This is a genomic window from Variovorax sp. VaC1 (assembly GCF_043658315.1).
Lineage (GTDB): Bacteria > Pseudomonadota > Gammaproteobacteria > Burkholderiales > Burkholderiaceae_C > Variovorax.
Map to the genome: position 1 here is coordinate 313,715 of NZ_JBIGLT010000006.1, position 22,283 is coordinate 335,997.

The 22,283-nt window shown below is 68.2% G+C and carries 24 protein-coding genes; 12 read left to right on the forward strand and 12 right to left on the reverse strand.

Translation table 11 applies throughout. The annotated features are described in order from the left end of the window. Positions 1 to 3 precede the first annotated feature (3 nt). The 6 genes from ACGLHS_RS24430 (at position 4) to ACGLHS_RS24455 (ending at position 5,324) form a co-directional block, all read left to right on the forward strand. Positions 4 to 1,071, forward strand: a complete 1,068-nt coding sequence (locus tag ACGLHS_RS24430) for a Fe(3+) ABC transporter substrate-binding protein (RefSeq protein WP_394483986.1) — start codon at positions 4 to 6, stop codon at positions 1,069 to 1,071. 43 nt (positions 1,072 to 1,114) lie between these two features. After that, positions 1,115 to 2,800, forward strand: coding sequence for an ABC transporter permease (locus ACGLHS_RS24435; protein WP_394483988.1), 1,686 nt, complete (start codon positions 1,115 to 1,117; stop codon positions 2,798 to 2,800). Next, on the forward strand, positions 2,797 to 3,483 hold the full coding sequence (locus tag ACGLHS_RS24440) for an ABC transporter ATP-binding protein (protein WP_394483990.1): 687 nt from the start codon (positions 2,797 to 2,799) through the stop codon (positions 3,481 to 3,483). The genes ACGLHS_RS24435 and ACGLHS_RS24440 overlap by 4 nt, the downstream gene beginning before the upstream one ends. Before the next feature lie 103 nt (positions 3,484 to 3,586). Further along, the gene (locus ACGLHS_RS24445) at positions 3,587 to 4,267 is read left to right on the forward strand and encodes a glutathione S-transferase family protein (RefSeq protein WP_394483992.1); all 681 of its coding nucleotides are present in this window, start codon (positions 3,587 to 3,589) and stop codon (positions 4,265 to 4,267) included. 63 nt (positions 4,268 to 4,330) lie between these two features. Beyond that, entirely contained in the window at positions 4,331 to 4,744 is a 414-nt protein-coding gene (gloA, locus tag ACGLHS_RS24450) for a lactoylglutathione lyase (protein ID WP_081268016.1), read from the forward strand. 22 nt (positions 4,745 to 4,766) lie between these two features. Then, a complete protein-coding gene (locus tag ACGLHS_RS24455; RefSeq protein WP_093239452.1) occupies positions 4,767 to 5,324 on the forward strand; it encodes a DUF1697 domain-containing protein in 558 nt (185 codons plus the stop codon). Here the strand turns inward: ACGLHS_RS24455 and ACGLHS_RS24460 are convergent, their stop codons facing one another. From ACGLHS_RS24460 to ACGLHS_RS24475, 4 genes are all read right to left on the reverse strand, one after another. Then, positions 5,325 to 6,053: a haloacid dehalogenase type II gene (locus ACGLHS_RS24460; protein ID WP_394483994.1), complete on the reverse strand. Its 729-nt coding sequence runs from the start codon at positions 6,051 to 6,053 to the stop codon at positions 5,325 to 5,327. A 5-nt stretch (positions 6,054 to 6,058) separates the two neighbouring features. Then, a complete protein-coding gene (gene eda, locus ACGLHS_RS24465; protein WP_093238945.1) occupies positions 6,059 to 6,694 on the reverse strand; it encodes a bifunctional 4-hydroxy-2-oxoglutarate aldolase/2-dehydro-3-deoxy-phosphogluconate aldolase in 636 nt (211 codons plus the stop codon). Positions 6,695 to 6,740: 46 nt separating this feature from the next. After that, a complete protein-coding gene (edd, locus tag ACGLHS_RS24470; RefSeq protein WP_394483997.1) occupies positions 6,741 to 8,576 on the reverse strand; it encodes a phosphogluconate dehydratase in 1,836 nt (611 codons plus the stop codon). 189 nt (positions 8,577 to 8,765) lie between these two features. Continuing rightward, positions 8,766 to 9,314 carry an OmpA family protein gene (locus ACGLHS_RS24475; protein ID WP_394483999.1) on the reverse strand — a complete coding sequence of 183 codons (549 nt, stop codon included), beginning with the start codon at positions 9,312 to 9,314 and terminating at the stop codon, positions 8,766 to 8,768. A gap of 135 nt (positions 9,315 to 9,449) precedes the next feature. Here ACGLHS_RS24475 and ACGLHS_RS24480 point away from each other — a divergent pair, with 135 nt between their 5' ends. Beyond that, entirely contained in the window at positions 9,450 to 10,166 is a 717-nt protein-coding gene (locus ACGLHS_RS24480) for a gamma-glutamylcyclotransferase (protein WP_394484001.1), read from the forward strand. Then, positions 10,163 to 10,702 carry a superoxide dismutase family protein gene (locus tag ACGLHS_RS24485; RefSeq protein WP_093238939.1) on the forward strand — a complete coding sequence of 180 codons (540 nt, stop codon included), beginning with the start codon at positions 10,163 to 10,165 and terminating at the stop codon, positions 10,700 to 10,702. Before ACGLHS_RS24480 ends, ACGLHS_RS24485 begins: the two co-directional genes overlap by 4 nt. Positions 10,703 to 10,709: 7 nt before the next feature. Here ACGLHS_RS24485 and ACGLHS_RS24490 read toward each other — a convergent pair whose 3' ends face one another. Beyond that, the gene (locus ACGLHS_RS24490) at positions 10,710 to 11,276 is read right to left on the reverse strand and encodes an NTP transferase domain-containing protein (RefSeq protein ID WP_394484003.1); all 567 of its coding nucleotides are present in this window, start codon (positions 11,274 to 11,276) and stop codon (positions 10,710 to 10,712) included. Positions 11,277 to 11,306: 30 nt separating this feature from the next. On the opposite strand from ACGLHS_RS24490, the gene pdxH reads away from it, so the two are divergent. Continuing rightward, entirely contained in the window at positions 11,307 to 11,960 is a 654-nt protein-coding gene (gene pdxH, locus ACGLHS_RS24495; protein ID WP_394484005.1) for a pyridoxamine 5'-phosphate oxidase, read from the forward strand. A 102-nt stretch (positions 11,961 to 12,062) separates the two neighbouring features. Here pdxH and ACGLHS_RS24500 read toward each other — a convergent pair whose 3' ends face one another. Beyond that, positions 12,063 to 13,286, reverse strand: coding sequence for an OmpA family protein (locus tag ACGLHS_RS24500; protein WP_394484007.1), 1,224 nt, complete (start codon positions 13,284 to 13,286; stop codon positions 12,063 to 12,065). A 30-nt stretch (positions 13,287 to 13,316) separates the two neighbouring features. Here ACGLHS_RS24500 and ACGLHS_RS24505 point away from each other — a divergent pair, with 30 nt between their 5' ends. After that, entirely contained in the window at positions 13,317 to 13,682 is a 366-nt protein-coding gene (locus ACGLHS_RS24505) for a hypothetical protein (RefSeq protein WP_394484009.1), read from the forward strand. Positions 13,683 to 13,822: 140 nt separating this feature from the next. Here the strand turns inward: ACGLHS_RS24505 and ACGLHS_RS24510 are convergent, their stop codons facing one another. From ACGLHS_RS24510 to msrA, 6 genes are all read right to left on the reverse strand, one after another. Then, the gene (locus ACGLHS_RS24510; RefSeq protein WP_394484011.1) at positions 13,823 to 14,773 is read right to left on the reverse strand and encodes an AEC family transporter; all 951 of its coding nucleotides are present in this window, start codon (positions 14,771 to 14,773) and stop codon (positions 13,823 to 13,825) included. A 146-nt stretch (positions 14,774 to 14,919) separates the two neighbouring features. Further along, positions 14,920 to 17,022, reverse strand: a complete 2,103-nt coding sequence (locus ACGLHS_RS24515) for a TonB-dependent receptor (RefSeq protein WP_394484013.1) — start codon at positions 17,020 to 17,022, stop codon at positions 14,920 to 14,922. A 79-nt stretch (positions 17,023 to 17,101) separates the two neighbouring features. Beyond that, positions 17,102 to 17,488: a hypothetical protein gene (locus ACGLHS_RS24520; RefSeq protein WP_394484015.1), complete on the reverse strand. Its 387-nt coding sequence runs from the start codon at positions 17,486 to 17,488 to the stop codon at positions 17,102 to 17,104. Between the two features lie 8 nt (positions 17,489 to 17,496). Further along, entirely contained in the window at positions 17,497 to 19,695 is a 2,199-nt protein-coding gene (locus ACGLHS_RS24525) for a TonB-dependent receptor (RefSeq protein WP_394484017.1), read from the reverse strand. Positions 19,696 to 19,773: 78 nt separating this feature from the next. After that, complete coding sequence (locus tag ACGLHS_RS24530; protein WP_394484019.1) at positions 19,774 to 20,163, reverse strand: hypothetical protein; 390 nt, start codon at positions 20,161 to 20,163, stop codon at positions 19,774 to 19,776. A 19-nt stretch (positions 20,164 to 20,182) separates the two neighbouring features. After that, positions 20,183 to 20,734, reverse strand: coding sequence for a peptide-methionine (S)-S-oxide reductase MsrA (gene msrA / locus ACGLHS_RS24535; RefSeq protein WP_394484021.1), 552 nt, complete (start codon positions 20,732 to 20,734; stop codon positions 20,183 to 20,185). 102 nt (positions 20,735 to 20,836) lie between these two features. Here msrA and ACGLHS_RS24540 point away from each other — a divergent pair, with 102 nt between their 5' ends. Both ACGLHS_RS24540 and ACGLHS_RS24545 read left to right on the forward strand, forming a co-directional pair. Next, a complete protein-coding gene (locus ACGLHS_RS24540) occupies positions 20,837 to 21,514 on the forward strand; it encodes a TetR/AcrR family transcriptional regulator (protein WP_093238922.1) in 678 nt (225 codons plus the stop codon). 89 nt (positions 21,515 to 21,603) lie between these two features. Beyond that, positions 21,604 to 22,281, forward strand: coding sequence for a protein-L-isoaspartate O-methyltransferase (locus tag ACGLHS_RS24545; protein ID WP_093238920.1), 678 nt, complete (start codon positions 21,604 to 21,606; stop codon positions 22,279 to 22,281). The last annotated feature ends 2 nt before the right edge of the window (positions 22,282 to 22,283 follow it).

Consider the following 22,283-nt stretch of genomic DNA (forward strand, 5'->3'; position numbering starts at 1 on the left):
TTCATGACCGAACGCTCCCGCGTCCAAGGCCGCCGCGCTGCGCGCGCACTTCTCGGCGTCAGCGCCACCTGGCTGGCCATCACCGCCCTGCCCGCACAGGCGGCCGCCGCCGACGAACTCACGCTCTACACGACGCGCGAGCCCGCACTGATCCAGCCGCTGATCTCGGCCTTCAGCGCGCAGAGCAACATCAAGGTCAACACCGTGTTCGTGAAAGACGGCCTGCTGGAGCGCGTCAAGGCCGAAGGCGCACGTTCGCCGGCCGACGTGCTGATGACGGTGGACATCGGCAATCTGATGGACCTGGTCGATGGCGGCGTGACGCAGCCGGTGAAATCGGCCGCGCTCGAATCGGCCATTCCGGCCAACCTGCGCGGCACTGATGGCCAGTGGTTCGCGCTGTCGCTGCGCGCCCGCGTGCTGTATGCCGACAAGAGCCAGCCGCTGACCAGCTTCCGCTACGAAGACCTGGCCAACCCGAAGTACAAGGGCAAGGTCTGCATCCGCGCGGGCCAGCACCCCTACAACACCGCGCTCGTGGCCGCGCTGATCGCGCATGACGGCGAGGCCAAGGCCGAGCAGTGGCTGCGCGGCGTCAAGGCCAACCTGGCACGCAAGGCAACCGGCGGCGACCGCGACGTGGCACGCGACATCCTCGGCGGCATCTGCGATGTCGGCCTGGCCAACTCGTACTACGTCGGCCAGATGAAGAGCGCCAAGGAAGGCACCGACGCGCGCAAGTGGGGCGATGCGATCAAGGTGGTCCGCCCGACCTTCGCCAATGCCAAGAGCGGCGGCACGCACGTCAACATCAGCGGCGCATCGATCGCCAAGAACGCGCCGCAGCGCGCCAACGCGGTCAAGCTGCTCGAGTTCCTGGTGTCGGAGCCGGCCCAGTCGCTCTATGCGCAGGCCAACTACGAATACCCGGTGCGCAAGGGCGTGGCGCTCGACCCGATCATCGGCCAGACCATCGGCGAGCTGAAGGTCGATCCGCTGCCGCTGACCGAGATCGCCAAGTACCGCAAGCAGGCCAGCGCGCTGGTCGACAAGGTCGGCTTCGACCAGTGACGGAGACGGCCGGGCACGCCTTGCCAGTGCCTGAAGAAAAAGAATGTCGTTGATTGCTCGGCGCCAGCCGCCGGGCCTGCAAGCCGCAGGCCCGGCCTGGCGCTGGACGTCGTTTGCGATTGCCCTCGGCGTGCTCGCGCCGGTGCTCACGCTGGCGTGGCTCGCCTTCGGGTCGGGCGTCGGGCATTGGGGGCCGCTGTTCGCGCATGTGCTGCCGCAGGCGGCGCTCAACACCGCCCTGCTGCTCGCCGGCGTCGGCACGCTGGTGCTGGTGATCGGCACTGGCTGCGCATGGCTGGTCACGGCGCATGACTTCCCGGGGCGCGGCACGCTGCACTGGGCGCTGCTGCTGCCGCTGGCGATGCCGACCTACATCGTCGCCTTCGCGTACCTCGACCTGCTGCACCCGATCGGCCCCGTGCAGGGTGTGATCCGCTGGATGCTGGGCTTCGACAGCCCGCGGCAGTTCCGCCTGCCCGACCTGCGCTCGATGCCGGGCGCGATCTTCGTGCTGGGCTTCGTGCTGTACCCCTACGTCTACATGACGGCGCGCGCGATGTTCATGACGCAGCCGGCGCACCTGATGGAAGCGGCGCGCACGCTGGGCGAAAACCGGCGCGGCGCCTTCTTTCGCGTCGCGCTGCCGCTCGCGCGGCCGGCGCTGGCCGTGGGCCTGAGCCTTGCATTGCTCGAAACGCTCAACGACATCGGCGCCTCCGAATTCCTCGGCGTGAACACGTTGACGGTGGCGGTCTACACCACCTGGATCACCCGCTCGGACCTGGCCGGCGCCGCGCAGATTGCGTGCGCGATGCTGTTCGTGGTGGTGGCCCTGGTCTGGCTCGAACGCAACGGCCGCCGGCATCAGCGCTTCGGCTCGGCGCAGCGCATGCGCGCTGTGCAGCCCAGGCGCCTGTATGGCGCGGCAGGATGGGCTGCCACGGCCATCGCGACGTTGCCGGTGCTGATCGGCTTCGTGGCACCCGCGCTGTATCTCGTCTGGGAAAGTGCCAAGCGGCTGCATCAGGGCGGTGGCATTTCGCGGGGGCTGGTCGCCAGCCTCGGCAATACGCTCGCGCTGGCAGCGGGTGTCACGGCGGTGGCCGTGGCTGCGGGGCTGGTCGTTGCCTGGGCCTCGCGCAGCCAGGGTACGGATTTCAACCGCGCGCGTTGGCAGGCCCGCGTCGCCACGCTGGGCTATGCGGTGCCGGGCACGGTGCTGGCCATCGGCCTGCTCACGCCGGCGCTGGCCTTCGACGCCGCGCTGGCCACCGCACTCGGCCTGCAAGGCCTGCCGCTCATGGGGGCCGGTGTGGTGCTGGTCGTGGCCTGTGCGATCCGCTTCCTGGCAATGCCGGTCGGCGGCATCGAGGCCGGGCTTGCGCGCATCCCGCCCGCCATCGAACAAGCCTCGCGGCTGCTCGGCGAAACCACCGGCGGCACGCTGCGCCGCGTGCACCTGCCGCTGCTGCGGCCTGCGATGGCAGCCGGTGCACTGCTGGTGTTCGTCGACGCCATGAAGGAACTGCCGGCCACGCTGTTATTGCGGCCCGCCAATTTCGACACCCTCGCCACCTGGCTCTATGCCGAGGCCGCGCGCGGCACTTACGAAGAAGGCGCGATTGCCGCGCTAGCCATCGTGCTGGCCGGCCTGCTGCCGGTGGTGCTGCTGGCACGTAACCAGTTGGGTGCATCCACGGTGACGACCACCGATCCGGAAAAGACATGAGTTCCCCCCTTCACCTGGACGCGCTCCAGCTCGCCTACGACACGCCGCGCGGCCTGCACACCGTCGTCGACGGCTTCTCGCTCTCGATGGCCGCCGGCGACATCGCCTGCCTGTTCGGCCCCTCGGGCTGCGGCAAGACGACGGTGCTGCGCGCCATCGCGGGCTTCGAGCCGGTGCGCGCCGGCACGGTCCGACTGGGCGACGTGCTGCTGTCTTCCGCGCAACAGCACCTGCCGCCCGAGCAGCGTCGCGTGGGGATGATGTTCCAGGAGTACGCGCTGTTTCCGCACCTGTCGGCCGCGAAGAACGTGGCCTTCGGCCTGCGCCGCCTGGGCCGCGCGGCGCAGCAGGCCCGCGTGGCCGAGATGCTGGCGCTGGTCGGCCTGGCCGAAGCCGGCGAGCGCTATCCGCATGAGCTGTCGGGCGGCCAGCAGCAGCGCATCGCACTGGCCCGCGCGCTGGCGCCCTCGCCCGCGCTCCTGCTGCTCGACGAGCCCTTCTCGAATCTCGACGGTGGTACCCGCGAGCGCCTGACCGCCGAGGTGCGCAACATCCTCAAGCAGGCGGGGCAAACGGCCATTCTGGTCACGCACAACGAGGCCGAAGCCCACGCCATGGCCGACCGCATCGGCGTGATGCACGGCGGCCGCATCACGCACTGGCTGAACACGACGGCGCGCTAGCACAAGTCCGATTTTTTCGAATGAGCTTTCCGGGAAAAGGTTGTTCGAGGTCGCAAGAATCGCAGCGATCCGAAACACCTCTCCCCGCCAGAACGGAAAGCCCATGCCGCAAGCCCTCACCCTCGTCAGCCACCTGCTGTGCCCCTATGTCCAGCGCGCCGCGATCGCGCTGCATGAAAAAGGCGTTCCCTTCGAGCGCATCGTGATCGATCTCGCGAACAAGCCCCAGTGGTTTCTCGACATCTCGCCGCTCGGCAAGGTGCCGCTACTGAAGGTGCGGCGCCCTGATGGCAGCGAGGCCGTGCTGTTCGAAAGCAACGTGATCTGCGAGTACCTCGAAGAGACGCAACCCGGCGCGCGCCTGCACCCCGAAGACCCGCTCACCCGTGCCGAGCACCGTGCATGGATGGAGTTCGGCTCCGCCATCCTCGCTGACCTGTGGGGCTACGAAACCACGCAGGACGCGGCCGTGTTCGAGCAGAAGCGGCTCGCGCTCGTCGCCAAGTTCGCGCGCGTCGAGGCAGCGCTGAGCGCGGGCCCCTACTTCGCGGGCGCGGGCTTCAGCCTGGTCGACGCGGTCTTTGCGCCGGTGTTCCGCTATTTCGAGGTGTTCGATGCCCTGCACGACTCGCACATCTTCGACGCCCTGCCCAAGGTGAACGCCTGGCGCCGGACCCTGGCGAGCCGCCCGAGCGTGCGCGACGCGGTGGTGCCCGAGTACCCGCAGCACCTGATGGCCTTCCTGCAACGCCACCAGGCCCACCTGCTGAAGCTGGCGGCTTGATCGCCGCGCCGGGAAGCCGACAATAGCGGCTCCCCATTCGATATCACTACACGGCACCACGAGATGCGACTTCTTCACACCATGCTGCGCGTTGGCAACCTCCAGCGCTCCATCGACTTCTACACCAAGGTGCTCGGCATGAACCTGCTGCGCACGTCCGAAAACCCCGAGTACAAGTACAGCCTGGCCTTCATCGGCTATGGCAAGGGCAACCCCGACCAGGCCGAGATCGAGCTGACCTACAACTGGGGCACCGAAAGCTACGAGCTGGGCACGGCCTATGGCCACATCGCGCTCGGCGTGCCCGACGCCTACGCGGCCTGCGAGAAGATCAAGGCAGCGGGCGGCAACGTCACGCGCGAAGCCGGCCCGGTCAAGGGCGGCACCACCGTCATCGCCTTCGTGACGGACCCCGACGGCTACAAGATCGAGCTGATCCAGCGCGACGAAGGCGCCGCAGGCGGCGGTCTTCGCTGAAGCACGGCCGGGAGCAAGGTTGGTGGCGGGCTCGAAGAAACCGGCGACCACGACACGCCACGTCGCGCTGCTGCGCGGCGTGAACGTCAACGGCATCACGATCAAGAGCGCTGACCTGAAGGCGCTCTTCGTCGAGCTCGGCTTCGGCGCGGTGCGCACCGTGCTCGCCAGCGGCAACGTGCTCTTCGACACCGCCGAAAGCGATGCCGCCGCATTGCGCACGCGCATCGAACAAGCCCTGCGCAAGCGCTTCGGCTACGACGCGTGGATCGTGCTGCTCACGCAAAAGGCCGTGGCCGACATGGCCGCGGGCTACCCCTTCGAGCGCATCGACGAAGAGCGGCACCCCTACCTCGTGTTCGGCTCCGACGCCGCGATGCTCGACGAGATCATCGAGAAGGCCAGCGCGTTCGACCCGGCCACCGAACGCCTGCAACGCGGCAAGGGCGTTCTCTACTGGCAGTGCCCGCGCGGCGAGAGCACCGACACGCCGGTCTCGAAGCTGCTGGCAAAGACGCGCTACAAGTCGAGCACGACCACGCGCAACCTGCGCACGGTCGAGAAGCTGATCTCGGACTGATCAGCAGCCGAGCAGGTCGGCCAACGCGTTGATGTCGCGCGCGTGCAGGTTGTTGTCAGGCTGCGGCGACACGTCCTTCGGCTTGGCACGGCCGAACTCGTACGGTCGCTCGATGTAGCCGGTCTTGAGGCCACATGCGCGCGCGGCCGCCAGGTCGTCGTGGTGCGCGGCGGCCAGCATCACCTGGCCGGGCGTGGCGTCGAACACGCCCGCCACGCCCAGGTAGGTGCGCGGGTCGGGCTTGTAGGCCTTGAACACCTCGGCCGACAGCACGCAGTCCCAGGGCAGGCCGGCGCGCTTCGCCATTTCGGTGAGCAGGCCGATGTTGCCGTTGGAGAGCGTGCAGATCGTGAACTTCTTCTTGAGCCGCGTGAGCCCCTCGACCGAATCGGGCCACGCGGGCAGGCGATGCCAGGCGCGGCTCAGGTCGCGCCGTGCGGCGGCGTCGAGGCGATCGCTCAAACTGAAATCGCTCAGCACCTGCTCCAGCATGCTCAGGTGCAGTTCGTCGAGCAGCGTGAAGCCGCCCTCGCCCGCCGCGATGCGTTCCATCACGGCCTTCATGGCGGGCTGGTAGCCCGCGCGCCATGCCAGCGCGAAGGCGGCGCCATCGACACCCGGCAAGGCGCGCTCGGCCTCCGCGGCAATGCCGCTGTGCCAGTCGACCACGGTGCCGAAGACGTCGAAGGCGATGACCTTCAGGTCGCTCGCGTCGAAGTCGGTGCGCATGGCGATCAGCGCGGCAACTGGCTCGCGGCGCGCGCCAGTTGCTCGATCAGCGCCCAGTTGCCTTCGCGGATCGCATCGGCCGGCACGATCCACGAACCGCCCACGCAGGCCACGTTCGACAGCGCGAGAAACTCGGCCGCGTTGCCCGCATGGATGCCGCCGGTGGGGCAGAAGGTGACGTCGCCGAACGGGCCCTGCCATGCCTTGAGCATCGGCAGGCCGCCGGCCTGCAGCGCGGGGAAGAACTTGAGCTGGGTGTAGCCGTCTTCCTGCGCCGTCATGATCTCGCTGCCGGTGGCCACGCCGGGCAGCAGCGGCAGACCGAGGTCGTGGCAGGCCTTGCCGACCGCGCGCGTGTAGCCCGGGCTCACGCCGAACTTTGCGCCGGCCAGTGCCGAGGCTTGCGCATCCGCAGCGCTGCGGATGGTGCCGGCGCCGGCCACGGCCTCGGGCACGTCCCTGGCGATGGCTTCGATGCATTGCAGCGCCTGCGGCGTGCGCAGCGTGACTTCGAGCATGCGGATGCCGCCGGCCACCAGTGCGCGCGCCAGCGGAATGGCATCTTTGACGTCGTTCAGCACGATGACCGGGATGACCGGGGCGTCGCGCATCACGTCGAGCGCAGTGAGTTTGTCTGTCATTTCATTTCTCCAATACGTTGCGCATGGCCTCGGGGGCGATGCATTTTCACAGCCAGGAGCAGGCGCCCTCTTCGGCGGCCAGTGCATTGCGGCGCATGCCGGCGAACAGCTCGCGGCCGAGGCCGTGTCCGTCGGCGATGCGCTGCGCTTCGGGCTGCGCCTCGGTTTCGCGCGCCGCCCATTCGTCTTCAGGCAGCAATACCGCAAGCGTACCCGCGACGGCATCGAGACGGATCAGGTCGCCGTCGCGCACCTTGGCGAGCGGGCCGCCCGCGGCTGCTTCGGGCGAGACGTGGATCGCGGCCGGTATCTTGCCCGACGCGCCGCTCATGCGCCCGTCGGTGACCAGGGCCACGCGGAAGCCCTTGCCCTGCAGCACCGACAGCGGCGGCGTGAGCTTGTGCAGCTCGGGCATGCCGTTGGCCTGCGGGCCCTGCCAGCGCACAACGCAGACCACGTCGCGCTCCAGCTCGCCGGCGGTAAAGGCCTTCTGCAATGCGGCCTGCGAGTCGAACACGCGCGCGGGCGCTTCGATCACATGGCGGTCGTCGGGCACGGAAGACACCTTGATGACGCTGCGCCCGAGATTGCCGCTGAGCAGCTTGAGACCGCCGGTGGCGCTGAACGGCTGCGCGACGGTGCGCGCGACCGCGTCGTTCTTCGAGGGAGCGGCGGGGTGCCATTGCAGGCGTTGCCCGCCACCTTCGACCAGCGCCGGGATGTTCGCGAATTCGCGGATGCCGCCGTCGCGCACGGTGAGCACGTCGCCGTGCATCAGGCCGGCATCGACCAGTTCGCCGATCACGAAGCCGGGGCCGCCCGCGGCCTGGAACTCGTTCACGTCGGCGCTGCCGTTGGGGTACACGCGGGTCAGCAGCGGGATCACGTCGGAGAGCTTCGAGAAATCGTCCCAGTCGATCACGATGCCTGCGGCGCGTGCCACGGCCACCCAATGGATCAGGTGATTGGTGGAGCCGCCGGTGGCCAGCAGCGCCACCATGGCGTTGACGATGCAACGCTCGTCGACCATCTCGCCGATGGGCGGGCAGCTGAACGCGGCCTCGCTGGCCTTGCCCAGCACCGTGCGCACCGCCTCGCGCGTGAGCGTCTCGCGCATCGCATCGCCGGGCTGGATGAACGCCGTGCCGGGCACGTGCAGGCCCATGGCTTCGAGCAGCATCTGGTTGCTGTTGGCGGTGCCGTAGAAGGTGCAGGTGCCGACCGTGTGATAGGCGGCCATCTCGGCGTCGAGCAGGCCCTGCCGGCCCACGAGGCCTTGCGCGGCCTGCTCGCGCACCTTCGACTTGGCGTTGTTCGACAGGCCCGAAGGCATCGGCCCGGCCGGCACGAACACGGTCGGCAGATGGCCGAAGTGCAGCGCGCCGATCAAGAGGCCCGGCACGATCTTGTCGCACACGCCGAGCATCAGCGCACCGTCGAACATGTCGTGCGTGAGCGCGATGGCGGTGCTCATGGCGATCACGTCGCGGCTGAACAGGCTCAGTTCCATGCCGGGCGTGCCCTGCGTGACGCCGTCGCACATGGCCGGCACGCCGCCGGCCACCTGCGCGGTGGCGCCGAGGCGGCGGGCCTCGTGCTTGATGATGTCCGGGTAGCCTTGGTACGGCGCGTGGGCCGAGAGCATGTCGTTGTAGGCGGTAACGATGCCGATGTTGGGCGCGCGCTCGGTCACCACCCTGAACTTGTCGTTGGCCGGAATGCCGGCCACGGCATGCGCCACGTTGGCACAGCCCATGCGGTCGGAACCGCGATCGCGGCCGCGGATTTCGGCCAGCCTGGAGAGGTACGCACTGCGCTGCGCATGGCTGCGCTCGCGAATGCGATCGGTGACGTCGCGAACGATGGAATGTGTGCTGCTCATGGGGGTCTTTGGCTCTTGCTGCGTGTCGCGGATGCGACTGGAGGCCTGGAGACCCATCGTACCAAGTTGACGGAAAAGAGCTGATGAAATCCGGGCGCCGAACAATACGAATTTACTCAGGCATGGCCCCCATGCGGCAGGCACAAAAAAGCCCGGCATTGCCGGGCTTGTTCTGCGGGCGGGTGGCGCTCAGTCCACCAGCTTGACTTCGACGCGGCGCGCCTCGGCGTTGTTGCCCGTGCCGGCGGTCACGGCCGGCTTCTGCAGGTCGATCTTGTCGGCCGGCACGCCCAGGCCCGTGAGCACGTCGCGCACCATCTGGGCGCGCTTCTTGGCGAGTTCTTCGTTGATGGCCGCGTCGCCCGTGGCATCGTGGAAGCCCGAGACCACGGCCTTGTGGCCGCTCTCGACGCCCTTGATGACCGCGGCCAGCGCTTCGGCGGCGCCCGGTGCGAGGTCGGCGCTGCCGGTCGCGAAGTAGAAGTTCACCACGCCGTCGACCACGCGGATGCTGGCGCCATCGGGGATGGTGACCGTCACCGTCTCGGTGACTTCGGCCAGCTTGGTCTCCTGGCCCGGTGCCGGCGCCGAGATCACCACGGCGGGCTTGACCGGGGCGGCAGCCGCGTTGTGGCCCTTGTGCCAGAGCACGATGCCCACCACGAAGAAGATCACCAGGGCGATCAGGGCCATCACGAATCCGAGGATGAAATTTTGCTGGCTGTCGTCGTCGCTCATTGCGGGTCTTGCTCCGTAGGAAAGGGGTCGGTAAATAATGGTGCGGTGAACCATGATCACGAAATTGTAGGCGCCGCCCCTGACACCCCCGTGTCGGACCCCGCGCCGGATCCCGGACCGCCGGGCCTCGACCCGATGCCCAAGCCCCTGCGCGACCCGCAGCCGATGCTCGAACGCGCCATCGCCGACTGGGGCGGGCACGAAGACCTCTGGCTGTTCGGCTACGGCTCGCTGATCTGGCGGCCCGACTTCGGCTTCACCGAACGGCGCCCGGCCTGGGTGCACGGCTGGCACCGCGCGCTGAAGATGTGGAGCCGCGTCAACCGGGGCAGCGTCCAGACGCCGGGCCTCGTGTTCGGGCTGCTCTCGGGCGGCAGTTGCCGCGGCATGGTGTTCCGCGTGCCGAAGGCCGAAGGGCTCGAAACGTTGAAGCGGCTCTGGCTGCGCGAGATGCCGACCGGCGTGTACGACCCCAAGTGGCTGCGCTGCGGCACCGACGACGGCCCCGTGCGCGCGCTGGCCTTCACGCTGTCGCGCCGCAGCCCCAACTTCACGGGCGAGTTGAGCGAAGAGCGCTATCGCCACATCTTCGCCAATGCAGTCGGCCGCTACGGCAGCTCGCTCGACTACGCACAGCAGACGCTGCTCGAACTGCAGCGCCACTCAATCCACGACGCCGCGCTGGCCCGGCTGGTGGCGCTGGCGCCGCCCCCTGCATCCGCCCCCGGAAAGCAGGCACCGCAGCCATCCAAGGCCGCCGCCGATTGCGATGCGCCACCGGCTCCGGTATATGTTCCGGGGTCTCCCGACTCTTCCTCCCAACCTTCCGGACCGTCCAAGGAAAACACATGAACCATCGTCGTCTCATCGCCACCGGTGCCGCCCTCCTCGCCACCGCCGTCCTGGCCGCCTGCGGCAGCATGGGTGGCAAGCCGAGCACGGCCGTCGAGCTGGTGCCGACCGCCGCGATCACGCCCAACCCGACGCGCGGCACCGTGACCTTCACCGCGCTGGAGCACGGCGTGCGCGTGTCGGGCGAGGTGCGCGGCCTCGTGCCGGGCAGCGAGCACGGTTTCCACATCCACGAAAAGGGCGACTGCGGCGACAACGGCAATGCCTCGGGCGGCCACTTCAACCCGACCGGCGGCACGCACGGCAAGTTCGCCGCGCCGGGCAGCCATGCCGGCGAACTGCCGAGCCTCGTGGCCGACGCCGGGGGCGTGGCCCGCTTCAGCGTGGAAGACCACTCGATCTCGCTGACCGACGGCGCCGCCAACAACGTGGTGGGCCGCGCGCTGGTGGTGCACCGCGACCGCGACGACTTCACGACGCAGCCGGCCGGCAACTCGGGCCCGCGCATCGCCTGCGCGGTGATCCCGAAGCCCTGATGAACCGCTAACGGCCCGCGCGCGCCAGCCAGAGCGCTTCGGCGCGCGCCAGGGCCTCGGGCGTGTCGATGTCGGTCACGACGCCGACATCGTCCACCACCAGGTTCGCTACCGAATCGATAGCGCGCATCGACCGCAGGATGGACGATGCGCCCAGCGGGCCTTCCAATGCCGCCAACTGCGCATGGCAGCCCGCCGCAAAGCCCACCGGATGCCCACGCTCGCCCTCGTACTGCGGCTGCACGGCATTCACCCGGCCACCGAGCGCGGCTGCAACCGCCTGCAGCGTCTCGGGACGCACCAGCGGCAGGTCGCCCGGCAGGATCAGCCAGCCCCTGGCGCCCGGCGTGGCGCGCACGGCCGCGGCGATGGAGTCGCCCATGCCCGGGTGGCCGATGTCTTCCAGATGCCACGGCAGCCCGCTGGCGCGCACCGCATCGAGCGTGCGCTCCAGCACCGGCTTGCCCGCAAGCATCGCCTTCAGCTTGGAGCCCGTGCCACCGGCCGCAATGAAGCGTTCGCCCCGGCCCGAGGCCAGCACGATCACCACCGGGGAATTCGCCTTGGTCGTCATGGGCCGAAGTATGTGCGCAACAATTCGGCCATGACTTCCTCTCCAACCAATGAAACGCTGGCCGCGCTGCGCAAGAGCTACGAGCGCGCCGAACTCGGCGAGGCCCACAGCGCCGGCGATCCGCTCAAGCAGTTCGAGCGCTGGCTCACCGAGGCCATCGACGCGCAAGTGCCCGAGCCCAACGCCATGACGCTGTGCACCGTGGGCAGCGACCTGCGGCCGTCGAGCCGCATCGTGCTGATCAAGGGCTACGACGCGCGCGGCATCGTCTGGTACACCAACTACGAGAGCCGCAAGGGCCAGGAGCTGTCGGGCAACCCGTATGCGGCGCTGCAGTTCCACTGGGTCGAGCTCGAGCGCGTGGTGCGCATCGAAGGCCGCGTCGAGAAGGCCGGCGCCGACGAGAGCGACGCCTACTTCGCCAGCCGCCCGCTCGATTCACGCATCGGCGCCTGGGCCAGCCCGCAGAGCGAGGTCATCAGCGGACGCGACGTGCTGGTGAAGAACGCCGCGGTGGCCGCCGCCAAGCACCTGCTGTCGCCACCGCGCCCACCGCACTGGGGCGGCTTTCGGCTGGTGCCCGACCGCTGGGAGTTCTGGCAGGGCCGCAAGAGCCGGCTGCACGACCGGCTGCGCTACCGGCTCGAAGGCGCCGATTGGGTGCGCGAGCGACTGGCCCCCTGATCTGTTCGCGAAACACCGCGGAACCGGCTTGCCGGGCCGCAGGTGTTGCCCCCGGACGGGGGTTGGCGCAGCGACACGAAGTGCGCGAAGCCTGGGGGCGAGTCAAGCCTCGCAACCCACCACCTTGAACTCGACGCGCCGGTCCAGCGCGTCGCTCGCATCGTCGGCCCCGGTGCCGACGATGTTCTCGCGAAAGCCCATGCCGGCCTCGCGCAGCTTCTTCGACAGCGGCGGCGCCTCGGTCACCAGCCGGCTCTTGACGCTCGCGGCGCGCTGCAGCGACAGGCGCTCGTTGACCGCCTCGGAGCCCGTGCGGCTGGTGTGCCCCGTCACGACCACGCACGAATCGATCTGCGCCGCCTGCCGCGCGATCTGGCGCAGCCACATCGGATAGGCCGCGCTGATCTTCGGGTCTGCCAGAAAGTCCGTCGAGCCCGGCTTGAACAGGAACTTGACGCTCAGGTTGTTGGTTTCGAGCCCCAGGCGCGCGATGGTGCCGAAGGTTTTCTCGGCATCGGCCGTGCGCCCCAGCTGCGATTGCGTGAGGTACAAGCCGCTGTAGATGCGCAACTGCTGCCCGTCGGGCCGCTTCGATGCCGCCTCGTAGCGGCTCAGCGCCTCGCTCATGCGGCCGGCCTCGTAGGCGGCGGTGGCCTCCTGCAGCACGGTCGAGGTCGGCAGGCGTTCGAGGTACAGCGCATCGGCCGCCTGGCCCGGCTGGGTTTCCGCGGTGCGGATGTAGCCCTCGACGCCGCGGTCCTTGCCGTTCACCGGGCTGTCGCGAAAGAAGGCGGTGGGCCGCGTGTCGAGCGATGCGTCGCTGATGCGCGCCACCGACTGCGCGATCACCACGCCGCTCTTGATCTCCGTCAGCGCAAGGTTCAGGCGGTACGGGCCGCCCGACGCGTCCTTGTCGCGTACCAGCGTACCGTTGAGCACGTACTGCGCGTTGCCGATCTCGGTGGCGTTGAACGGCGTCACGGTGAACTGCTTGAACTGGGCCTGCATGCGCTGGACGATGCGCTGCTCGGCCACACGGGTCACCTCGGTCTGCTGGCCGCTCGCGCCTTCGAGCAGCGGGTCGATCACGATGCGGCTCTGCTTGAGCGACGACTCCACTTTCGCCAGGAAGGCCGGCAGCTTCTGCGTCTGCACCATCAGGTCGTCCACCGCCTGGTTGACGGCCTGGTCGAAAGGCATGGCGTTGCCGGGCACGGGGCGGTGCGCGCAGGCGGCGAGCACGACGGTGGCGCACAGCACCAGCACGCGCAGCGACGCGCGGATGCGGCGCGGAGTGCGCAAGGTGGTCAGGGAGATGTTCGTCATCATCATCAGCATTGGCTCCTCAATGTCTTCATGTCCTGGTCCGACAGCGGCTCGCCGATGGCGGCGCGCATGTTGATGTCGCCGCAGCGCTTCGAGGGCGCGGGCCTTCTGGCGACGGGTTCCCTTTGCGCGTCCTGCGATGTCGTCGAGGCCTGCGCCGTGGCTTGCGGCCGGGGCTTCGCGGCCGGCCGCGCCACGGCCGCAGGCGCGGGCTTCGGCTCGGGCTCCGGCGCTTTTTCTGGCGCCTTCTCCGTCGGCTCGCGGGGCACGTTGACGGACAGGCACGGCGTCCTGCAGGGCTTCGCATCGGCCGCCGCCTGCGCGGGCGTGCATTGCAGCGCGATCACCGTCGCGACCAACGCCATAGCAGGAAGGGGCGAAGAGCGCGCCGGGTAAATCATCAGCCGGCAAATGTAGGGCCGTGGGCGCCGCGCGCCATCCCACCAAACGGCCACCCTGCCGAACGGCATAGGGCACCCTAAGGAACGCGCTAGGGCGAAAGTTCGCGACGCGCTACGAAGAGAGAACCGAAGGGCTCAGGGCAGCCACTGCACCCAGACCATCACCAGCGTGAGCGTGCCGAGCGCCAGCACGGTCGATACCGCCACGCTGGCCGTCACCAGGTCTTCGGCGGTGCGGTAGCGCTGCGAGAACAGAAACACGTTGGCGCCGATCGGCAATGCCGCCGCCACCACCATCACGGTGAGCGGTATGCCGCGCACGCCGAGCACCCAGCCGATGCCGGCCACCAGCAGCGGGTGCAGCAGGTTCTTGACCAGCGCCTGCACCAGCGCGCCACGCCAATGCCGGCCGATGGGCGTGAGCGCGAGCGTGATGCCGACCATCACCAGCGCGACCGGGCCGAAGGCCTGGCCGAGCAGCTGGATCGGCTTGTCGATGACTTCGGGCATCGCAAGGCCGGTCTGCGCGAACAGCAGGCCCGCCATGATCGGCAGAGGCACCGGATGGATGATGGCGTTGCGCAAGGCACGCAGCACGGTGCGCACCATCGAGCGCTTTTCCGCACCGCCGACCACCGCGTGCTCGCGTGCAACGGCCAGTTCGAGCACGACGGTGGCACTGGTCAGCAGCACCAGCGAGTGCAAGGAGATCAACGTGAGCAGCACCACCATGCCCTCTTCGCCATAGGCCAGGCCGATGAGCGCGATGCCGATCATCACGGTGTTGCTGTAGGTGTTGGCCAGCGCGATCACCGCCGCCGTGCGATTGAAGCCGCGCAACGCGAGCGTGCCCGCGAACAGCAGGCCCGAGGCGATGAAGTACGCCGCGACCGGCTTGAGGCTGAGTTGCTCGACGTGCACCGTGCTCATGGCACGGAACAGCAGCGCGGGCGCGAGCAACAGGAAGATGAGGTTCGACAGGTCCTTGACCGCATGGCCGCTGATCCAGCGACGCCTGCCTGCGAGGTAGCCAGCGGCGATGAGAAGGACGACGGGCAGGAGCGAGGAGATGACGAAGGAATTCACCCGCGTGAGGATAGTCGAGGGCTTGCCGTGTATTGCTCCTTCCCCCTCTGGGGGAAGGCTGGGATGGGGGCATGCAGAGCGCCCGATCGGTACGCCGCTTGCCCCCACCCCTGCCCTCCCCCAGAGGGGGAGGGAGCAAGAAAGGGTTAGAACGTCACGCGCAATCCGACCTTCAGCGAGCGCCCCGGCAGCGGCGCATTCGGATACACCGTCGTCGTCAGGATCGACGTCGGGCTGTAGGCCAGCTTGTTCGTGATGTTGTCCATGCGCGCATACCACGTGAGGTTGGCGCGCTGCACCTTCATGCGGTAGGTGATCGCCGCATTCCACAGCGTGTACGCATCCGTCTCGCGGGCGCCGACCGACGGCACGCGATGCTGCGCCGCGTTGTAGTCGAAGCCGAAGCGCGCGCCCCACGGGCCGTTGGCGTAAACCAGCGTCGCGCCCAGGCGCAGCGGTGCGATGCGCGGCAGCGGCTCGCCGGTGTCGAGGTTCTTCGCGCGCACGATGTCGCCGCGCCATTCGAGGTCGAGCGTGGACGCATCGGCCATCCGCGCGAAACCGTCGGTGCCCAGCAGGCGCAGGTTGCCGCTGGCCTCGATGCCGGTGAAGCGCGCGCGCACCCCGCGGTACAGGTACTCGGCCAGCGTGTCGGTCACCTCGGGGTCGGTCACGACCTGGCCTTCCTTGTCGAGCGTGCGGCCCGACGCGGTCAGGCCGATGTAGTTGCTGAAGCGCGTGACATACGCATTGACGCGGGCCGTGTTGGCGCCCGACTTCCACTGCGCCCCGAGGTCGAAGCCGGTGGACTTTTCCTTCTTCAGGTTCGGGTCGCCCACCTCCCACGCGGCCGTGGCCACGTGCGGGCCGTTGGCGAGCAGTTCGTAGTCTTTCGGCGCGCGCTCGGTGTAGGCAAGGTTCGAGGTCAGCTGCCACTGCGGCGCGAGGTTGACCAGCGCACCGAAGGCCGCGCTGTGCGGATTGAAGGTGCGCTCGCCAATAGCGAAGCGGGTGACGGTCGGATCGTCCGGGTAGCCCAGCGAGCGGATGCGGACCTTCTCGGTGCGCGCGCCGAAGCTCAGGCGGCCCCACGAGGTGCCGTACTCCTCATACAGGAACAGCGCGTTCGAGCGCGTGCGGCTGTGCGGCGCAAAGGCCTCTTCGCCATCGGCGGCGAAGCGGTTGGTCTCGCTGCTGAAGCCGACCAGGCCTTCGAAGTTGCCGATCTTCTCGTGGCGCGCCTCGATGCGCAGGTCGTTGCTCATGTTCGAGAACTTCGTGCCGGGCTGGCTGCCCTCGAACTCGGTATGGCGGTAGTTGGTGTGGCTGAGCTTGGCGTGGACGCTGCGGATGATGCCGCCCGGGCGCCACTCGCCCTCCAGCGCGTAGCGGTCGGACTTCATGCCGATGGTCACGTCGTCCTCGGCCACGGTGCCGTAGGTGCTGCGGTAGGTGGCGACCGATGCGCCGATGTAGCCCTGGTCGAAGAACAGCGTGCCGCCGATCGCGCCGCCGTGCGCCTCGTTGGCCGAGTTGCAGATCTTGCGTGCACGCCACGGCGAGCCGGGCTTCTCGCAGTTCAGGTCGATGGGCACCGAGGCGTCTTTCGAGTCGCGCTTGAAGGCATCGACGTGCACCGCGAAGCGGTCGTTGCCGCCTTCGAGCACCACGCCGCCGTTCTTCTCCTTGTTGCCGGTGGCGTAGCCCAAGTCGGCGCGGCCACCGAAGCCATTGATCGGTTCGGACGGAATGCGGTTGTCGATCACGTTGACCACACCGCCGACCGCACTGCCGCCGTACTGCAGCGCCGAGGGGCCGCGCAGCACTTCGATGCGTTCGGTGACCAGTGCGTCGACCGGCACCGCGTGGTCGTAGCTGAGGGCCGAGGCATCGGGCGCGCCGCCGCCGTTCTGAAGGATGCGGATGCGGTCGCCGTCCTGTCCGCGAATGATCGGACGGCTCGCGTTCGGGCCGAAGTAGCTGCTGCTCACGCCGGGCACGTTGTTGAGCGTTTCGCCGAGCGTCGATTCGGAACGCAGCAGCAGCTTGTCGCCCGACAGCGTGGTGGTCGGCGCGATCAGCTCGCTGGCGCCGAGCGGATTGCCGGTGACGGTGACTTCGCGCAGGCTGGCGGGGTCGGCCGGTTGGGCCGGGGCCGCATCCTGGGCCTGCGCATGGGACGTGCCCGCGAACGCGGCGAGCGAGAGAACGGCAACGCCGATGGCGTTGCGACGGAAATTGGGAATCATGGATGGACACTCGTTGAATCGATGGGCGGCCCACCGCCCCCGCGCAAGGCGGGTTCGGCAGCCGGAACACAAGGGAAATTCAGCGAGCGGCAGGTGGACCGCGTGCATCGAACAGCACGATCCATCGAGAGACGGCTTCGCCCTGCAAATAGGCGAAGGTGGCCGACGGCAGCAGCATCGGCAACACCACCAGCGGCACGCCCGGCGCGCTGAAGCCGTGCGCCAGCTGGTCGTACAGCCGGCATTCGGCGTCGGTCTTGTCGCCGAACAGCGCATACAGGCCGTCGTGCCGTGGCACGAAGCCCGAGGCCTTCGCGGCCATGGCCGTGCGCTCGGCCGCCATGGCCCAGCCGCGGTCGCCCGGCATGTGCAGCGTGGCATGCACGAGGCCGAGCGTCGACGCCATCCACACCGCGAAAAGCAGTGCGAGGGCGACGGTGCGCGACAGCCTCGGGTTCATCGTCATGCGGCGGTTCAGAAGTGCGTGGTCATGCTCACGTACAGGCTGCGCCGCGTGCCGTACTGCGGCGCGCCCACGCCGACGCCCGTGCCGTCGCGCAGCAGGTAGCTCTTGTCGAACAGGTTCAGGACGGCGATGCGCCCGACGATGTCACCGCCCGACGCGTCCTTCCACGTGTGCGAATAGGCGGCATTGACCACCGCGTAGTGCGGCAGCGCCGCGCTGTTGGGCGCGCCGCCGTCGGGCGTGCGGCGCAGGCCGCTGCCGAAGATCAGGTCGCCGCTGACCTGGTTGTCGCCGAAGCGGTAGCTGGCGCCGCCCGACAGCGTGTAGGTCTGGTCGTGGTCCAGGTACACGTAGTGGTTGGCAATGTAGGCCAGCTCGTCGGTGCCGAACAGCGACTGGCTCGACACGATGTCCTTGCCCATCGCCTTCTGGTAGGCGAAGTTGGCATAGGCCGACCAGTGGTCGTCGTTGTAGCGCGCCGACAGCTCCAGCCCGCGCGCGAAGCCCTTGGCGTAGTTGAAGGGCGACAGGATCAGCGCCTGGCCGAACTGGCCTTCGTCGAGCAGGTTGGTGATGTTCTTGTAATAGACATCGGCCGACAGCGACAGGTTGGCGTTCACCTTGTGGTCCACGCCCAGGTCGAAGTAGTGGGTGCGCTCCGCCTTCACCGGGTCGGACGTGGGCACCGCGGGCTGGTTGGTGGTGCCCGCATACAGGTTGATGCTCTGCTGCGACGCCAGCTCCTGCGGCGGCGGCGTGAAGTAGCGCGCATAGCCCGCGTGCAGCGCGGTGTCGTCCGACAGCTTGTACGCGAGGTTCAGGCGCGGGCTCCACTGGTGCTCTTTGGTGAACGCATCGACGCTGTCGTAGCGCAGGCCGTAGTTGAGGGTCAGCTTCGGATCGATCCGCCATTCGTCCTGCACGTAGACGCTCGCGAGCTGGCCGACCTTGCCGGAGTTGTCGTTGATGAGCACCGGCGTGTTGCCGACCTGCGCGCCGCTGTCGTCGACCGGGAACACGTTCACCGCATTGATGCTGCGCGTGGTCTGCCGCGTGTAGGCGCCGCCGAAGCGCAGCGTGTGCGCGTCGTTGGCCTTGTACGACGCATCGGCCTGCAGGCCGTTCGACGAGTTGGAGCGCAGCGTGTCGGAGGCCACGCCGTTGTAGATCAGGTCGCCCACCGGATCGGGCAGGTAGTGCAGGTTCGAGTACTGGTGGAAGGCCGAGACCTGGAAGTCGAGCGCACCCACCGTCTTCTGGAACGACAGCGCCACGAAACGGGTGGCCTCGGTCTGGCGCTCGCGCACGCTGGACGAAGGCAGCGCATTGAAGCCCGTGCCCAGGTCGCTGTAGCCGGCCAGCGAGAAGGCCGGCGACTGGTTCGGATTGGTCGGGATCTGGAACTTGCCGTTGTAGGTGCCGAACATCAGGCCCACGCGCGTGTCCGCATCGAGGTAGTAGGACAGGTTGCCGAAGGTCTTGCCCTGCCGTGTGCGGTCGTTCTGCGCGTTCAGCGTCGGCTGCGGGTTCTCGATGCCGTTGGTGTTGGAAACCAGGCTGCCCGACAGGTAGTAGCTGAGGTTGCCCTTGGTGCCGTAGATCGATCCGCTTTCTTCCAGCGTGTTGTGGCTGCCGAAGGTGAAGCCGAGCGAGCCGCCGGGCTTGCCGAAGCCCTGCTTGGTCTGGATGTCGACCACGCCCGCGGTGCGCAGGCCGTACTGCGCGGGCAAGGCGCCGGTGAGGAAGTCGACCGAGTCGATATAGCGCGTGTCCAGCGACTGGCCAAAGCCCGAAATGCCTTCGGGCAGTTGCACGCCGTTGACGCGGTACTGCACGTTGCCGTGGTCGTCGCGCACGTGCAACGAGCCGGAGGCCTTCGAGTCCTTGGCGACGCCGGGCAGCGTGAGCAGCACGTCGTCGAGCGGGGTGGCGTCACCCTTGCCGAGCGCGTCGATGGCCGCGCGGTCGATGCGGTAGACGGTGGCGCCGACCTCGGGCGAAAGCTCCATGCGCGCCTTCTTCAGGCGCTCGGACTGGATCTCCACCGTCGACAGCGTGCCGGCGGCGCTGGGCGGCTCGACCGTCGTGGTGGTGGAGTCGGCGGCGGATGGGGAAATCGGGGCGGCTGCGTCCTGGGCGAAGGCCGGCCAGGACAGCAGCGAAAGAACGGCAATGCCGATGGCATTGCGACGGAAATTGGGAATCATGATGGGCACTCGTTGAATCGATGAACGACCTGCCTCCAACCGCTCAGAGCGGATGTGGCAGCCGGAACACGGAGAGATTCAGCGAGTGGAAGGCGGACCGCGCGCGTCGAACAGCGCGACCCACCGGGCGATGGCCTCGCCCTGCAGATAGGCGAAGGTGGCCGTCGGCAGCAAGATCGGCAGCACCACCAGCGGCACGCTGGGTGCAGTGGAGCCGTGCTCCAGTTGGTCGTACAGCCGACATTCGGCGTCGGTGTGCTCGCCGAACAGGCTGCCCAGGCCATGGTCCGCATGCTTGTGCACGCCGCCCTGGCTTGTCGCCTGCACGGCCGCCGCGGCCTTGGCGAGGCCGGGAACGTGCAGCGAGCGGTGCATCACCCCCAGCGTGCCCGCGATCCACAACGCGAACGCCAGCGCGACGATGAACGCGCGCGACGAACGGGTGGAAGCGGGGCGGGCGGCGTGCACGGGAGACAGGGCCGAAGGCTCAGGCCTTGACGCGCGAGGCGAAGGTCTTCTGGAACTTCTCGACCTTCGGGCCCACGACGAATGCGCAGTAGCCCTGGTTCGGGTTGTTCAAAAAGTAGTCTTGGTGGTAGGCCTCGGCCGTCGAGTAGTTGGCCAGCGGCGCCACTTCGGTCACCACGGGCGAGCGGTAGGTCTTGCTGGCCTCGATCTCGCGGATGACGTCTTGCGCCACCTGCTTTTGCGCGTCGTTCGTGTAGTAGATGCCGCTGCGGTATTGCGTGCCGACGTCGTTGCCCTGGCGGTTGAGCGTGGTGGGGTCGTGCACGACGAAGAAGATCTCGAGAATCTCGCGCAGGCTGATCTGCGCCGGGTCGAATTCGAGCTTCACCACCTCGGCGTGGCCTGTGCGGCCGGTGCAGATCTGCTCGTAGGTCGGGTTGACGACCTGGCCGTTGCAATAGCCCGATTCGACGTCGACCACGCCCTGCACCCGGTCGAACACCGCCTCGGTGCACCAGAAGCAGCCACCACCGAGCACGATGGTTTCGTTGGGCGACGATGAGGGGGTCATGGCACGGCTCCGGCAGGTTGGAAAAAGGCGAACCCGATATTGTCGCGGCTTGACGCGCCGGATGCCGGTCACTACATTACTAACCCGTCAGTCATTAACAACATGTCCACGCCCCGCTCCTTCGTCGACAAGATCTGCCCGGTCCGCGCCAAGCGCGAGCGCCGCAAAGAGGCGCGCCCCGGTGAATTGCTCGCCGCCGCGCTCGATCTGTTCGTGGAAAAAGGCTTTGCCGCCACCCGCTCCGAGGAGGTCGCGGCACGTGCCGGCGTCTCCAAGGGCACGCTCTTTCTGTATTTTCCGAGCAAGGAAGAGCTGTTCAAGGCCGTGGTGATGGAAAACCTCGGCGGCCGTTTCACCGAGTGGAACGCCGAATTCGAGGCTTTCGAGGGCACCTCGGCCGAAATGCTGCGCTACTGCATGAAAGTCTGGTGGGAGCGCGTCGGCATGACCAAGGCCTCGGGCCTGACCAAGCTGATGGTGTGCGAAGGCGCCAATTTCCCCGAGCTGGCCGAGTTCTACCGGCAGCAGGTGGTGCGCCCCGGCCACGTGCTGCTGCGGCGCATCGTGCAGCGCGGCATCGACCGCGGCGAGTTCGCACCGGTCGACGTCGACCACGCGATCTATTCGGTGGTGGCGCCCATGGTCTTCCTCATGCTCTGGAAGCACTCGGCCATGGTCTGCGTCGACGGCGCCAGCGCCCTCGACCCCGAAAAGTACCTCGCCACGCAGGCGGAAACGGTGCTTTACGGGCTCAGCGTGCACGCCGGGGACAAGGCATGAAAGGCCATGGATGGCCGACCGGGCGGCGGGTGTCATCGGCGCAACCTAAAATTGAAGGTTTGTCCTGAGCCCACAAGGAAAGCCACGCCATGAACCCCACCCCTACCCTCGAGCGCTTGCGCTTCAACATGATCGAACAGCAGATCCGCCCCTGGGATGTGCTGGAGACGGACATCCTCGAGCTGCTGGCCGAAATCCACCGCGAGGACTACGTGCCGGACGAACACCGCACGCTGTCGTTCTTCGACATGGAACTGCCCCTGCTCGACGGCTCCGTGCCCGGCGAGTTCATGCTCTCGCCCAAGGTCGAGGCCCGCACGCTGCAAGACCTGCACATCCAGAAGCACGAGTCGGTGCTTGAAATCGGCACCGGTTCCGGCTTCATGGCCGCCCTGCTCGGCGCCCGCGCCGCCCAGGTGCTGTCGCTTGAAATCAACCCCGTGCTGGCCGCCCGCGCCGCCGAGACGCTGCGCCAAAACGGCGTGACCAACGTCGAAGTGCGCCACGCCGACGGCGCCGTGCCCCTGGCCAGCGGCCCCAGCTTCGACGTGATCGTGCTGAGCGGCTCGGTCGCCCGCATTCCGCAGAACCTGCTCGGTTCGCTCAAGGTCGGCGGCCGCCTGTCGGCCATCGTGGGCGAAGAGCCGATGATGCGTGCCCACTTCGTCACCCGCACGAGCGAAAGCAAGTGGGAAACCATCCAGCCCTGGGACACGGTGGCACCGCGCCTGCTGAACTTCCCCGAGCCCTCGCGCTTCTCGTTCTGAGC

Coding starts and splice junctions, on each gene's coding strand:
- ACGLHS_RS24430 (WP_394483986.1), top strand. CDS start 4: ATGACCGAACGCTCCCGCGTCCAAGGCCGCCGCGCTGCGCGCGCACTT.
- ACGLHS_RS24435 (WP_394483988.1), top strand. CDS start 1,115: ATGTCGTTGATTGCTCGGCGCCAGCCGCCGGGCCTGCAAGCCGCAGGC.
- ACGLHS_RS24440 (WP_394483990.1), top strand. CDS start 2,797: ATGAGTTCCCCCCTTCACCTGGACGCGCTCCAGCTCGCCTACGACACG.
- ACGLHS_RS24445 (WP_394483992.1), top strand. CDS start 3,587: ATGCCGCAAGCCCTCACCCTCGTCAGCCACCTGCTGTGCCCCTATGTC.
- gloA (WP_081268016.1), top strand. CDS start 4,331: ATGCGACTTCTTCACACCATGCTGCGCGTTGGCAACCTCCAGCGCTCC.
- ACGLHS_RS24460 (WP_394483994.1), bottom strand. CDS start 6,053: ATGCGCACCGACTTCGACGCGAGCGACCTGAAGGTCATCGCCTTCGAC.
- eda (WP_093238945.1), bottom strand. CDS start 6,694: ATGACAGACAAACTCACTGCGCTCGACGTGATGCGCGACGCCCCGGTC.
- edd (WP_394483997.1), bottom strand. CDS start 8,576: ATGAGCAGCACACATTCCATCGTTCGCGACGTCACCGATCGCATTCGC.
- ACGLHS_RS24475 (WP_394483999.1), bottom strand. CDS start 9,314: ATGAGCGACGACGACAGCCAGCAAAATTTCATCCTCGGATTCGTGATG.
- ACGLHS_RS24480 (WP_394484001.1), top strand. CDS start 9,450: ATGCCCAAGCCCCTGCGCGACCCGCAGCCGATGCTCGAACGCGCCATC.
- ACGLHS_RS24485 (WP_093238939.1), top strand. CDS start 10,163: ATGAACCATCGTCGTCTCATCGCCACCGGTGCCGCCCTCCTCGCCACC.
- ACGLHS_RS24490 (WP_394484003.1), bottom strand. CDS start 11,276: ATGACGACCAAGGCGAATTCCCCGGTGGTGATCGTGCTGGCCTCGGGC.
- pdxH (WP_394484005.1), top strand. CDS start 11,307: ATGACTTCCTCTCCAACCAATGAAACGCTGGCCGCGCTGCGCAAGAGC.
- ACGLHS_RS24500 (WP_394484007.1), bottom strand. CDS start 13,286: ATGACGAACATCTCCCTGACCACCTTGCGCACTCCGCGCCGCATCCGC.
- ACGLHS_RS24505 (WP_394484009.1), top strand. CDS start 13,317: ATGTCCTGGTCCGACAGCGGCTCGCCGATGGCGGCGCGCATGTTGATG.
- ACGLHS_RS24515 (WP_394484013.1), bottom strand. CDS start 17,022: ATGATTCCCAATTTCCGTCGCAACGCCATCGGCGTTGCCGTTCTCTCG.
- ACGLHS_RS24520 (WP_394484015.1), bottom strand. CDS start 17,488: ATGACGATGAACCCGAGGCTGTCGCGCACCGTCGCCCTCGCACTGCTT.
- ACGLHS_RS24525 (WP_394484017.1), bottom strand. CDS start 19,695: ATGATTCCCAATTTCCGTCGCAATGCCATCGGCATTGCCGTTCTTTCG.
- msrA (WP_394484021.1), bottom strand. CDS start 20,734: ATGACCCCCTCATCGTCGCCCAACGAAACCATCGTGCTCGGTGGTGGC.
- ACGLHS_RS24540 (WP_093238922.1), top strand. CDS start 20,837: ATGTCCACGCCCCGCTCCTTCGTCGACAAGATCTGCCCGGTCCGCGCC.
- ACGLHS_RS24545 (WP_093238920.1), top strand. CDS start 21,604: ATGAACCCCACCCCTACCCTCGAGCGCTTGCGCTTCAACATGATCGAA.